At 43.6% G+C, this 12,127-nt stretch carries 13 protein-coding genes; 5 read left to right on the top strand and 8 right to left on the bottom strand.

The window, feature by feature from the left end; all coding sequences use genetic code 11:
* The first annotated feature begins 243 nt into the window (after nt 1-243).
* The 4 genes from ACZIX4_RS11875 to ACZIX4_RS11860 all read left to right on the top strand — a co-directional run bounded on the left by ACZIX4_RS11875 (nt 244) and on the right by ACZIX4_RS11860 (nt 4,534).
* Nucleotides 244-828: an HPP family protein gene (locus ACZIX4_RS11875; RefSeq protein WP_463335854.1), complete on the top strand. Its 585-nt coding sequence runs from the start codon at nt 244-246 to the stop codon at nt 826-828.
* 30 nt (nt 829-858) lie between these two features.
* Nucleotides 859-2,880 (top strand): thioredoxin domain-containing protein, encoded by a 2,022-nt coding sequence (locus tag ACZIX4_RS11870; protein ID WP_463335853.1) that lies wholly within the window; start codon nt 859-861, stop codon nt 2,878-2,880.
* Between the two features lie 4 nt (nt 2,881-2,884).
* Complete coding sequence (locus tag ACZIX4_RS11865; protein WP_463335852.1) at nt 2,885-3,736, top strand: mechanosensitive ion channel family protein; 852 nt, start codon at nt 2,885-2,887, stop codon at nt 3,734-3,736.
* 117 nt (nt 3,737-3,853) lie between these two features.
* Nucleotides 3,854-4,534: a hypothetical protein gene (locus ACZIX4_RS11860; protein WP_463335851.1), complete on the top strand. Its 681-nt coding sequence runs from the start codon at nt 3,854-3,856 to the stop codon at nt 4,532-4,534.
* 1 nt (nt 4,535) lies between these two features.
* On the opposite strand, the gene tsaB is transcribed toward ACZIX4_RS11860, so the two are convergent.
* From tsaB to ACZIX4_RS11845, 3 genes are read right to left on the bottom strand one after another with little or no spacing between them, the layout of a single operon-like run.
* Nucleotides 4,536-5,192 carry a tRNA (adenosine(37)-N6)-threonylcarbamoyltransferase complex dimerization subunit type 1 TsaB gene (tsaB, locus tag ACZIX4_RS11855; RefSeq protein WP_463335850.1) on the bottom strand — a complete coding sequence of 219 codons (657 nt, stop codon included), beginning with the start codon at nt 5,190-5,192 and terminating at the stop codon, nt 4,536-4,538.
* A complete protein-coding gene (locus ACZIX4_RS11850; protein WP_463335849.1) occupies nt 5,192-6,493 on the bottom strand; it encodes an efflux RND transporter periplasmic adaptor subunit in 1,302 nt (433 codons plus the stop codon). The genes tsaB and ACZIX4_RS11850 overlap by 1 nt, the downstream gene beginning before the upstream one ends.
* A 2-nt stretch (nt 6,494-6,495) precedes the next feature.
* Entirely contained in the window at nt 6,496-7,947 is a 1,452-nt protein-coding gene (locus ACZIX4_RS11845; protein WP_463335848.1) for a TolC family protein, read from the bottom strand.
* Nucleotides 7,948-8,070: 123 nt separating this feature from the next.
* Here ACZIX4_RS11845 and ACZIX4_RS11840 point away from each other — a divergent pair, with 123 nt between their 5' ends.
* Complete coding sequence (locus ACZIX4_RS11840) at nt 8,071-9,462, top strand: DUF4403 family protein (protein WP_463335847.1); 1,392 nt, start codon at nt 8,071-8,073, stop codon at nt 9,460-9,462.
* A 92-nt stretch (nt 9,463-9,554) separates the two neighbouring features.
* On the opposite strand, the gene ACZIX4_RS11835 is transcribed toward ACZIX4_RS11840, so the two are convergent.
* The 5 genes from ACZIX4_RS11835 to ACZIX4_RS11815 form a co-directional block, all read right to left on the bottom strand.
* Nucleotides 9,555-9,794, bottom strand: coding sequence for a hypothetical protein (locus tag ACZIX4_RS11835; RefSeq protein ID WP_463335846.1), 240 nt, complete (start codon nt 9,792-9,794; stop codon nt 9,555-9,557).
* Nucleotides 9,794-10,381 carry a DUF420 domain-containing protein gene (locus ACZIX4_RS11830; RefSeq protein WP_463335845.1) on the bottom strand — a complete coding sequence of 196 codons (588 nt, stop codon included), beginning with the start codon at nt 10,379-10,381 and terminating at the stop codon, nt 9,794-9,796. Before ACZIX4_RS11830 ends, ACZIX4_RS11835 begins: the two co-directional genes overlap by 1 nt.
* Before the next feature lie 10 nt (nt 10,382-10,391).
* Entirely contained in the window at nt 10,392-11,015 is a 624-nt protein-coding gene (locus tag ACZIX4_RS11825; protein ID WP_463335844.1) for an SCO family protein, read from the bottom strand.
* A gap of 3 nt (nt 11,016-11,018) precedes the next feature.
* Nucleotides 11,019-11,684, bottom strand: a complete 666-nt coding sequence (locus ACZIX4_RS11820; protein ID WP_463335843.1) for a hypothetical protein — start codon at nt 11,682-11,684, stop codon at nt 11,019-11,021.
* 77 nt (nt 11,685-11,761) lie between these two features.
* On the bottom strand, nt 11,762-12,112 hold the full coding sequence (locus tag ACZIX4_RS11815; protein WP_463335842.1) for a cytochrome C oxidase subunit IV family protein: 351 nt from the start codon (nt 12,110-12,112) through the stop codon (nt 11,762-11,764).
* Between the last annotated feature and the right edge of the window lie 15 nt (nt 12,113-12,127).

The raw sequence follows: 12,127 nt of genomic DNA, 5'->3' as shown, positions 1-12,127 counted from the left end.
TTTGTTGATGATGTGTACTCAAATTTAAGCAAAAAAGCCAGAAGCAATAACGCTTTAAAAGAGTTTTAACACGTAAACAGCATCAAAATCTTACACCTTTTATCAGCTATTTCGTTAGCATTTCTTCCGGTCAGTGTTTTGATATAATTATTATTGGTTAACCCCTTGTTGTACCTTAAATTTGCTTTATGCAATACCGGCCTGATTATAGCAACATACACTTACTCCTGAAATTTAAACAGTATGCCACGTAAAACCGCCCTGAGAACATATCGAAAAACCCGCTACATCCTCTATAAAGAAACTCTTGTAAACGCTAACGAACATTTTTGGGCTTTTACCGGCTCTTTTATAGGCTTAGGCATCATTGCTTATCTACAATACGGGCAATTAAACAAAAACGACCTTGTATTTCTTATCGGCTCATTTGGCGCTTCTTGTGTTCTGGTATATGGCGTTATAGAAAGCCCTCTGGCACAACCCCGAAATCTTGTAGGCGGACACCTCATTTCAGCAATAATCGGTGTTACAGTCCAAAAATTATTTCCAGATATTCTATGGATAGCTGCGCCACTGGCGGTTTCTCTATCAATAATAGCCATGCAAATTACCAAAACGCTGCATCCGCCCGGAGGAGCCACCGCACTCATTGCTGCCACGGCTTCACCTCAAATAAGGGAACTTGGCTATATGTATGTAATTTCCCCGGTACTTTCGGGCAGCCTTATTTTACTCATAATCGCATTGATATTTAACAACCTTACTCCCTTGCGAAAATATCCTTCAGCAGCAGCAAGGGCTAAATATCGTAAATTACTTAAGCGTTGAGCATTATACGCTCCTCTAAAAAATCAACAGATGAACGAACTTAATACCGAAACCAGCCCTTACCTTTTACAGCACGCAAACAACCCCATACACTGGAAGGCCTGGAAACCCGAAGTTTTGGCAAAAGCCAAAAAAGAAGACCGGCTTATGGTGCTGAGTGTGGGCTATTCGGCATGCCACTGGTGCCATGTTATGGAACACGAAAGTTTTGAAGACGAGGAAGTGGCAGAACTGATGAACGCTCACTTTATTTCGATAAAAGTAGACCGCGAGGAACGCCCGGATGTAGATGCCACCTATATGAAGGCCGTACAACTGATGACCGGGCAGGGCGGCTGGCCCATGAATGTAGTACTGCTCCCCGACGGCAGGCCTGTGTGGGGCGGTACGTACTTCCGGAAACAACAGTGGATGGAAGCGTTAGACCAGCTACAGGAACTGTACACCCACGGCCGTGATAAAATGGAAGAATATGCCGCAAAACTGCTTGAGGGCATCAACCAGCTATCCATACTGCCACCGAATGAGGAAGGTGCTTTACAAAACCCTGCCAATATAAAACCATTGGTGGAGAAATGGAGCCGCAGTTTCGACTGGGATTTTGGCGGTTATGCCCGTGCCCCAAAGTTTATGATGCCAAACAACTACCTGTTTTTGCAACGCTACGGCTACCAGACCAAAACACAGGAACTGCTGGATTTTACCGACCTCACACTTACCCGTATGGCATGGGGAGGATTGTTTGATACCGTAGGCGGAGGGTTTTCGCGCTATTCTGTAGACATGCACTGGCACGTACCGCATTTTGAAAAAATGCTGTACGACAACGGTCAGCTCATGAGCCTGTATGCAGAAGCTTATAAGCGCACCAAAAACCCATTGTATAAAGAAGTGATAGAGAAAACACACTTCTACGTAAGCACTGAACTCACCACAGCTGAAGGCGCTTTTTACAGTGCCTGGGATGCCGACAGCCTTACCCTTACCGGCCACAAGGAAGAAGGCGCTTTTTACACCTGGGAAAAAGAAGACCTCAAAACATTACTGAGCGATGATTACACTTTATTCGAAAAAGTTTTTAATATAAATGAATTCGGGTTCTGGGAGAACGGGCAATTTGTGCTGATACAAACCGAACCGATTGACACACTGGCTGAAGGTTTTGGCATAAGCCCGGAAGAACTTTCGACAAAGAAAAAAAGTTGGGAACAGTTACTGTATACGGAACGTGAAAAACGCCACAAGCCGGGGCTGGACGACAAAATACTTACCTCATGGAATGCCCTAATGCTGAAAGGTTATGCTGATGCCTACAAAGCTACAACCGAAAGCCACTACCTGGAAGCAGCCCTGAAAAACGCACGGTTTATAACGAATACCCTCTGGTACGAGGCCGGTTACCTATGGCGTACCCATAAAAACGGCGTATCTCGCATTAAAGGTTTCCTTGAAGATTATGCCCATACCGCCGATGCTTTTATCAGCCTGTACCAGTGCACGCTTGATGAGCAATGGCTGTACAACGCCAAACAACTGGCCGACTATGCACTGGAACATTTTTACGACGAAAAAAAGCAATCGTTCCTGTTTACAGAAAGGGACAATACAGAACTGGTGGCACCACACTATGAAACCGAGGACAACGTAATACCGGCATCAAACTCGGTAATGGCAAATGTGCTGTACAAACTAAGCCTGCTGTTTGATAACGCTCATTATGAAAAAGTGGCGTTGCAAATGTTATATAACATCATCCCGTCTATGGATTACCCGTCAGCATTCAGCAACTGGCTAAATCTTTGGCTGGACCTGGCCGCCGATAACCACGAGCTTGCCATTTGTGGAAAAGGTGCTTCGGATGCCCTAAAGGAAATTAATTCACACTACCTGCCGCATGTGCTGGTGGCTGCAACCACCAAAGAAAGTGTAATCCCTTTTTTACAAAACCGCTTTGTTAAAGATGATTTAATGTTTTATGTTTGCCGGAATAAGGCGTGTAACTTGCCTGACGATACCGCTGACAAGGCTCTGGCTGCATTAATAATATCATAGAAAAATGAAAAACGAACAGATAAAAATAGACGACTACGTAGAATATTTTACCGGCAAGCTGATAAGCTATGTGCCTAATATTATAGGAGCTATATTAATATTTATAGGTGGTATAATTGTTATTAAACTCCTTCGCAGGCTTATAACCGGGATTGTTACCAAAAGGCCCGACCACGACCCCACCGTGCTTAAGTTCCTGCTTGATGTGCTTACGTGGATACTACGCATCTTGCTTTTCATACAAATCATAGAGCAGCTGGGGGTAGAAACCACCACTTTTGCCGCAGCCATAGCCGCAGCCGGACTTGCAATAGGCCTTTCACTACAGGGGTCGCTTTCTAACTTTGCAGGTGGATTACTCATTATACTGTTCAAGCCTTTCCGCATAGGCGACTATATAGAAGCCCAAGGGCAGGCCGGAACGGTAAGCAGCATACAGATATTCAGCACACGGCTTATTACTCCAAACAACCAGGTGGTGTACCTGCCAAACGGCACGCTGAGCAACAACACCATTAAAAACTTTTCGCAGGAACCGGAACGCCGTGCAGAGATAACCCTGAATATGGGCTATGGCAGCGACCTTAAAAAGGTTAAGGATATTATATTCTCTGTAATTAAATATGACCAAAGGGTACTTACCCAGCCCGCACCGGCTATTGAGGTAAGGACGCTTACAGATACAGCTGTTACTGTAGCGGTTTATTTCTGGACAAAAAGGGAAAATTTTAGTGGCGCCGTATCTGATTTTTACGAAAATGTAAAACCCGCATTAAAGCAAACAGGCGTAGAATTTCCGCCGCACCAGGAACTGAATGTGAAATATCCTGAAAATAAAAAGGATAACCTGCAATAAATTTGCAACAGCAGCGTTTTATAACGGCACTATTTTTGTTAAATTATTTTAAATGTAGGGGTTAAAACCTTACTTTCGCCGCATTAAAACTATTTGCTATTATTATCACCATTAGAAATGAAAAATTTAAATTACCTGTTAGCTGCTGTTTTACTGGGTACTGCCCTTAGCGCTAATGCACAAATCAACCAGTCACCAATAACCGGAAACGGAGGACAGATTATGCTACCCGGCAGTAAATCAGCTGCCAGCGTACAGGGCTCTATGTACATTAACGAAAACTTCCTGCCTGCCAAAATAGGCGATAACAGCACCAGCAACCAAATGCTGCGCTACAATGCTTACTCTGATTATTTTGAGATTAGCTACCCACAGGAACAACAGGTAAAATCATTACCGAAGCAACCGGGCACCATCATTTCTTTTGTTACCGGTGAACAGTATGTACTTGTAAATTTCATAAAAGACAAAACTGAAGAATCTGGCTATATGCAGCTTTTGGGTAACAACGCAAAAGTAAAAATATACAAGAGGGAGCATATTTACCTACAAGCCGCTTCTAAGCCTGATAACGGCTATGGAAACGAAAAACCCGCTACCTACAAAAGGGATAGTGACGAGTTTTATGTGCAGATAGGCGATGCACCGGCACAACCGTTTTCAAGCAAGAAAAGCTTCTCTAAGCTGGTACCGGGCAAAAGCGATGAAATACTGAACTTTATAAAGCAGAATAAAATAGACCTTGAGAAAGGTGAAGACCTTGCCAAACTGGCCGAATATACTGCTTCAATAATATAATTTATTTACCTGCAATAAAATCTTTCAGGTAAAAAGGCTCAAAATAAGCGACATCTACGGTGTCGCTTATTTTGTATTTGGCATACGACAACGCTCCCATTTGCGCCGCTGAAGGATATAATTCATTTTGGTGGAATACAATTTTATTTTCAGGCAATACACCTACACATTTGGCAGCACCATCGCCTAAAATGTGTACCCTTGTATACTCCGAAAAAGATTCCGGGGTAATGATTTCAGCACGGGTTTCACGAACCTTATTGTAATCAGGTGTAAAAACCGACGTATAAGCCTCCATACGGCGTGCATCTATAAGCGGTATGATTACACCTTCGGTTACATTTATCCTGCGGGCTAAAAGCTCTAAGGTATCAATAGCAATAAGCGGGATACCCAAAGCATAGCACAGCCCTTTAGCTGCCGAAACACCTATACGAAGCCCCGTATACGAACCCGGCCCCATACTTACGGCTACAGCAGTAATATCGGCATAAGCCAGTCCTGCTTCGCTCAAAGCATCCTCTATAAAAACATGCAGCTTTTCGGCATGGGCATAGCCCTCCCCTGCGTATTCCTTCAGCACTTTTACCTCACCATCTACCGCCAGCGACACCGAACAATTTTTAGTAGCGGTTTCAATATTTAATATGTTTGCCATTATTTTTTAGCCTCTTTGTCCTTTGCGGCAGTTTTTATCTTATCACCCGGATTCAGGTCTTTAGACACTGTGTTGTACGGCCCTGTAATAACTACATCGCCCGGTTTAAGCCCCGAAAGCACCTCTATATTGGTATCGTCCTGTATACCGGTTTTTATCGGCCTCAGTATAGCTTTGCCGCCTTTGTTTACAAACACGCATTCAAAACGCTGTTCTGCCTTACCGGTTTCTTTTTCTTTTTCCTTCTCTTCCATTTCTTTCACAACATCGTGCTTCGCTCCTGATGTCGTGTCGGTTTTCACTACTACCGAACTGATGGGCACCGACAGTATGTTTGCTTTCCTTTGGGTAATGATGTCCACAGTAGCAGTCATTCCCGGACGGAATGGCGAATAGTTAGACGGCTTGCCTTGCAGCATGTCCTCATACGATTCTTTCAGCAGGCGAACTTTCACTTTAAAGTTGGTCACCTGGTCAGCCGTAGTAGTGGTAGATGAGTTAGAGATACTGGTTACAACACCTTTAAACTTCCTTTTCAGGTAAGCATCCACTTCTATTTCGGCTTCGTTACCTACCTGCACCTTTACAATATCATTTTCATTCACTTCCACTTCTACTTCCATATTGTTCAGGTTGGCCACACGAAGGATTTCTGTACCCGTCATTTGCTGCGTACCCACTACCCTTTCACCCAGTTCGGTATCAAGCTTTGAAATAGTACCGTCTACCGGAGAATATATAGTGGTACGGTTCAGGTTATCCTTAGCTTCGGTAACACTTGCTCCGGCACTTTGCACCTGGAAGAAGGCCGACTGCTTACTGGCCTGCGCCACCTCATAAGCCGACACTATTTTGTCCCATTCTGATTTAGAGATTACACCTTTATCAAAAAGTGTCTTGTTACGTGTGTAGTTTGCCTTAGCCTCTTTCAGTTGGGCTTCTGCCTGGTTTAAGCCTGCTTTTGCAGTAGACATAGCTGCATTGGTACGGCTCACACCCGACTCATACAAGTCTGGGTTTATACGCACCAAAAGGTCGCCTTTTTTAATGGCCTGACCTTCTTTAATAGGAAGCTCTATAATTTCACCCGAAACTTCCGATGATATTTTCACTTCCACTTCGGGTTGTATTTTTCCCGTAGCCGAAACCGTTTCGGTAAGCGTTATAGTTTTTACCTCGGCAGTTTCTACATCTTTACCTTCATCGCTATTGCCAATGGAACCCGATTTTTTTAGCGCCACCAGCGCCACAACAACAACGATTACCGTTCCTAAAAGTATGAAAATAGTTTTCTTAGACATGATTAGTTTTTTTGTGTGATTGTAGAAATAGGTATGCCGAAATAAAACTCCAGTATCTTAACCTTAAAGATAAAATCGTATTTGGTACGCAGCACTTCGCTTTGGGCATTTACAAAAAGCGTTTGCGCCTGGTTATAGTCAAATATATTAATCAGCCCCACCTCATAGCGCTGGCGAGCATATTCTTTAGACTGCTCGCGGGCAGTAAGTGTCGTCTTGGCTGCTTCGTAAGTATTCAGTGCACCCTGGGCATCGGTATATGCCTTATACACATTCTGCTCCAGCGTAAGCTCCTGCTGCTGTAGGGTAATGCGGGTACGCTCCAGTGCTATCTTGGCACGTTCTACATTATTGCGTGTAGATAAGCCGTTAAAAATCGGTATACTAAGCTGCACCCCGAACGAGTGGCCTTTATTCTGGTCGAACTGGTCCCAAACAGGCAAATGCTTGCCGAGCACCGGTACATAGTTTGGTGTAAGTACATTCTGGTTGGTACCGTCTACATAACCCACTATGCTCGTAGGGTTATTAGTGTTCAGCTGGTACCCTGTAACCCTGTCAGCATAAGCGGCACGGGTTGTAAAGCTATAAAACCCCTGCAATGTAGGCTGGTACGCACCTCGTGCTATGGTAACATCCTTTTCGGCCACGGCCAAATTCTGCTCAGCAATTTTTATCTCGGTACGCGTTTCCTTAGCCTTTTTGTATATCTCGGCGGCATTGCGCAGCAATACACCGGTATCATCGGTAGGGTAATCGCGGTCTTCAGTATCAAACTCCAGGAAGTTTTCCAGCTGCATCAGCTGTGCAAGACTCAGTTTACTAAGTAGCAAAGCGTTTTCGGCAGCAATTTTATTTTGGGTATCGGTAGCTACAGTCGCTTTTACATCAAGAAGGTCACCCTGTGGTACCGAACCGGCATCTACAAGCTGCTGCACACGGTCCATTTGTTTGGTATCGTATTCCAGCTGCTGTTGCTGTACTTTCAGGTTTTCTTTATTGAACAATATCTGCAGGTAGGCATTGGCTACATTCAGCCCCACATCTTCCTGCATTTTTGTAAGCTGGTACTGCGAAGCCACGGCCGCAAGCCTGGCACGGCTAAAGCGGTTCTGGCTCTGCAAACCGTTATAAATGTTTACACCCACTGTACCTCCGATAGAAGTAAACTGCACGGTTTGGTTTTCCAGCAAACCGGTGGTGATGTTTTGGTTAAGACCAATGTTCCACGAATGCGAACCCTGCAGGTTGGCCGTAGGTAAAAAAGCCATCTTAGCATCGCTTTTAGCAACAGCGGCGGTTTGCACATCCAGCTCGCTGAGCTTTATGGATATGTTGTTTTTAAGCGCGTAATCTACGCACTCCTGAAGGCTCCATTTTTTCTGCTGCGCAAAACCCGCAATCGTAAAAAGAGAAAACCCTAATAAAATAAGCCTGTGCTTTTTGTTTTTCATAATTGGAGAAACAAAATTATTAAATATCCTGAATAAGGACGATATGTTAACACATAAGACTCACATCTGTATTTTTTGTTACAAATTAAATCCTACATTTGCGCCAAATTTCTACTTAAACACATGAAAACCTTACTAGTTAGCCTTGTAGCAACCAGCATTTTATTTACAGGATGCGGCACAGCAAAGAAAATTGCCGCCCTGAAACCCGAACCGGGCAACACCACAGAGGTGGTTTACAAACAAAGCACATCGTTTATAAGCCTGCCCGTGAGCGTTACCATAGCCGATATTGAAGCACAGACCAACAAGTTTTTTGCAGGTGTGGTATATGAAGACAACGACATTAAAGGTGACGACGTAGCACTAAAAGTTACCAAAACTGCACCAATAAAATTCACTGAAAAGAACGGAAAGCTGGAAAGTGTAGTGCCTATTAAGGTAAACGGAAAAGTACGTTACGGCTCTACCGTTATGGGTGTGGACATGTATGATACCCGCGAGTTTGACCTTAATGCAAAAATCACATTCAGCAGCGACGTAAAACTTACCAACTGGAAGCTTAAAACCAAAACTACCATAGCCGAACTGGAGTGGGTAGAAAGCCCGTCTATTACCATAGCCGGAAAAAAAGTACCGGTTACCTACCTTATTAACCCTGCGCTGAAACTTTTTAAAAGCCGTATAGAAGACGAGCTGGACAAAGCCCTGAGCGAAGCCATCGACTTTAAGCCGCAGGTGCTTGACGCAATGGACGCAATGGCCAAGCCAATACTTACCAGCGAGCAGTACCAGACATGGTTCCGCCTTACGCCTACCGAGCTGTATGCTACTGATGCTGTTTTGGCTAAAAAGCAAATTACCATGAACATGGGCCTTAAGTGCACTATGGAAACTACCGTAGGCCAACAACCGAAAAATACTTTTAAGAAAGACCAGGTACAGCTACTTGCAGTAAAGACAATGCCTGAAAAGGTTACGGCTACTATTGCCGCTGTTTCTACTTATGACAATGCCTCTAAGATGATTACCAAAAACTTCCAGGGACAGGAATTTGGCGACGGCAAACGTAAGGTTACCGTACAGAAGGTTGACCTTTGGGCTAAGGATAACAAGCTTATCGTAGCACTGGATATGACCGGAAGCATTAACGGCACTATTTATCTTACGGGTATACCAAACTACAACGCTGTGACCAAAGAAATTTTCTTTGACCAGATGGATTATGTTCTCGATACTAAAAGCGCCCTTATGCGTACCGCCAACTGGATGGCCGGTGGCATCATCCTGAAAAAGATACAGGAAAACTGCCGCTACTCGGTTAAAGAAAACCTTGAAGAAGGTAAAAAAGCCATGGCGCCGTATCTTAACAACTACTCGCCTATGCCGGGTGTGTTTGTAAATGGCACATTAGACGGTTTTGATTTTGATAAGGTAGAGCTTACTAACAATGCTATGATAGCATTTATTAAAGCTACCGGAAAAATCAACCTGAAAGTGGATGGATTGAAATAAACTTTTCAGACTGTTGGATTTTTAGAGCTTTGGATTATTAGAATTTCAGGCTTTAAAACTCACAAAAACACATAAAAAAGAAGCGCTGTAAATTACAGCGCTTCTTTTTTTGTTTTAGATTTTACCCGCATGCGGTACACCACAAAACCTACGATACCTACCAGCAGGTACGGGAATACCATGAGGTAAACAATACCGTCGTTTACGGCTTCGGGTTGCACACCCTGTTCATTGCTTTCCAGGGCGGCACGGCACATGGCACACTGGGCGTTTACAGGCAGCGCCGTTGCAAACAAAAGCACCGGCAACAGCCATTGTATATATTTTTTCATTAGTAATGGTAATAAGGAGAAATCATAAGGTACACTACAACCCCTGTTATAGCCACGTACAGCCACATAGGATAGGTAATACGGGCCAGCTTTTTATGGCGCTCGTAACTACCCGATATACCCCTCACAAACGTAAACAGTACGAAAGGTATTATCACCACCGATAATGGGATGTGGGTAAGCAACACAAAGTAATACACGTAGCGTAATGCACCGGCCGTGGCTTTTTCCTGGTCACTTAGTGCACCGTCAAAATCAAGGTCGCCGTAAATAGCAGTGATGCTCGTCATGTGATAGGCCACATACATCAGCAGGAAGCTAAGCGATAGGGCTATTGCAACTTTAACCAGCCTTTCGTGCAGGGTACGGTTGCCTTTTTTTATGGCCTGTACTGCTACAAAAAGCACAATAGCGGTAAGCCCGTTAATAGCTGCATATATGGGCGGCAGGAAAGTTAGCGGTTTTACATCGTAACCCATTTTAGGCAGGTTGATACCGAAAAGGGCAGCTACCGCCACAGGTATCACTATCGATACGGCAATAATCCACTTATTGTATTGTTTTTCTGTTTGAAGTGATTGTTCCATTGTAAGGTTATTATTCTTCTAAAAGCTTTTTAATATCTTCTTTAATAGCATCCACGCCGCTTTGCTCCAGCCCGTCGTAGTACATAATCGGGTTGCCAAACTGGTCTTTACGGCAGCGTATGTTGCCATCCTTATCTACAAGTGCAAACATACCCGAATGCTCAAAGCCTCCCGGCACATTTGGGTTGGCACCCGCATACAGCTTAAACTCTTTGGCAAGGTTAAAAATATAATCACGCTCACCGGTAAGGAAATGCCAGTTGTAGTGTTTTACACCAAGCTGCTTTGCATGGTCTTTAAGCACTTTGGGCGTATCGTATTCCGGGTTAATGGTTATGGATGCAATACCGAAATCAGGCCTGCCGTAAAAAGCTTCCTGAATTTTCAGCATGTTCTGGTTCATTTTCGGGCAAATGGTAGGACAGGTACTGAAGAAAAACTCCACTACATAGACCTTGCCTTTATAATCACTGTCCGATACTTTTTTATTATCCTGGTCCGTAAGTTCAAAACCGGGTACCGGGCCTATTTCTACAAGGTCAGATTTCTTAAAACGGTCTACAATTTTCGGCACAGCCCATATCCCGAAAATAAGCACTATAAACGAAATGCCTATATATGATTTGTTCTTCATAACTTATATTTCCCTTTTGGTGCGCTGCGGCCCGTTGTGTCTTTTTAGTTCCAGGCGGTATTCGCGCAGTATTATCTTTACGTCGTCGGTCATTTCGTTATGCAACTCCGATGCTATGAAGGTGTTATAGCCGTCCTTGTACTCCGCTTCACCCTTCTTATCTTTACCATTACGCCCACGCAGGCAACGCTCCTTATCTACAATAAACACATAATTATTACCGGCATTGGCATCTAACGGTTCGCTCACTTTAAAGCTGGCATAGAACTTCTTTATATCCTCTGGTTTGGCAAACAGAAACCTCCAGTCGCTTATGTCCCCCATAAGCTTCAGGCTTTGCTGTAGCTTTTCTACAGACTCCTGGTCACCATCGGGCACCAGCATTACCATCTGGAAATCGGTAAAGCCTTTGTACTTGTTGTTTATCTTTTGGTTAAGGTTAAAGATAGCCTCCTTACGCTTATTAATGTCATTACCAAAAAAACCAACTACCGATATTTTATCTTTAAGCTGTACCGGTTTCCCGTCGAGGGTTTTACCCACAGGGAGCTCGTTAATGTTTTTTGTAATTATAGGAAGGTAGAGAGAATTGTGCTTAACCATAGAAAAGTATACATACAGCAACAACGGCAGTACAAGCAGGCCAAACAACACTAATTTACGATTCATGATACGTTTGTGTAACTATGGTGCAAAATTAAAAAAGGCGGTTGATATAACCGCCTTTTTTATGAATTAATGTTCCCTTAGAATATCCACTTATAGTGTGAATTGTGGAACACGTCAAATATATAATTACCTTCTACCAGTAAGATGAATACCAGATAGATTATAAGGAATACAAGCGGGGCAACAATAGACCACCTGAAGCTTGATTTCTCGCCTTCAAGGTGCATGAAAGCCCACATAATGTAGTACGCTTTTACAATTGTAAGGATAATGAACAACCAGTTTAGGTAGTTAAGACCAAAAAGGCTGTTTAGGAAAAGAGCTTCCGGCTTTTTAATACCGAAGATAACTTCAACTATTGTTATTACAGACAGGATCCCGAAAACGGTCCATATCCTTTTTGTGTTAGATTCGTGTGCGTGTGCCATGATCTATATATTTTC

It is taken from the genome of Flavobacterium niveum (assembly GCF_055231775.1).
The sequence above is the reverse complement of the archived record's forward strand: the minus strand, read 5'-3'. Positions and strand labels throughout refer to the sequence as shown.

What these genes read in the sequence shown, in the direction of transcription:
- ACZIX4_RS11875 (WP_463335854.1), top strand. Translation starts at nt 244, where the DNA reads ATGCCACGTAAAACCGCCCTGAGAACATATCGAAAAACCCGCTACATC.
- ACZIX4_RS11870 (WP_463335853.1), top strand. Translation starts at nt 859, where the DNA reads ATGAACGAACTTAATACCGAAACCAGCCCTTACCTTTTACAGCACGCA.
- ACZIX4_RS11865 (WP_463335852.1), top strand. Translation starts at nt 2,885, where the DNA reads ATGAAAAACGAACAGATAAAAATAGACGACTACGTAGAATATTTTACC.
- ACZIX4_RS11860 (WP_463335851.1), top strand. Translation starts at nt 3,854, where the DNA reads ATGAAAAATTTAAATTACCTGTTAGCTGCTGTTTTACTGGGTACTGCC.
- tsaB (WP_463335850.1), bottom strand. Translation starts at nt 5,192, where the DNA reads ATGGCAAACATATTAAATATTGAAACCGCTACTAAAAATTGTTCGGTG.
- ACZIX4_RS11850 (WP_463335849.1), bottom strand. Translation starts at nt 6,493, where the DNA reads ATGTCTAAGAAAACTATTTTCATACTTTTAGGAACGGTAATCGTTGTT.
- ACZIX4_RS11845 (WP_463335848.1), bottom strand. Translation starts at nt 7,947, where the DNA reads ATGAAAAACAAAAAGCACAGGCTTATTTTATTAGGGTTTTCTCTTTTT.
- ACZIX4_RS11840 (WP_463335847.1), top strand. Translation starts at nt 8,071, where the DNA reads ATGAAAACCTTACTAGTTAGCCTTGTAGCAACCAGCATTTTATTTACA.
- ACZIX4_RS11835 (WP_463335846.1), bottom strand. Translation starts at nt 9,794, where the DNA reads ATGAAAAAATATATACAATGGCTGTTGCCGGTGCTTTTGTTTGCAACG.
- ACZIX4_RS11830 (WP_463335845.1), bottom strand. Translation starts at nt 10,381, where the DNA reads ATGGAACAATCACTTCAAACAGAAAAACAATACAATAAGTGGATTATT.
- ACZIX4_RS11825 (WP_463335844.1), bottom strand. Translation starts at nt 11,015, where the DNA reads ATGAAGAACAAATCATATATAGGCATTTCGTTTATAGTGCTTATTTTC.
- ACZIX4_RS11820 (WP_463335843.1), bottom strand. Translation starts at nt 11,684, where the DNA reads ATGAATCGTAAATTAGTGTTGTTTGGCCTGCTTGTACTGCCGTTGTTG.
- ACZIX4_RS11815 (WP_463335842.1), bottom strand. Translation starts at nt 12,112, where the DNA reads ATGGCACACGCACACGAATCTAACACAAAAAGGATATGGACCGTTTTC.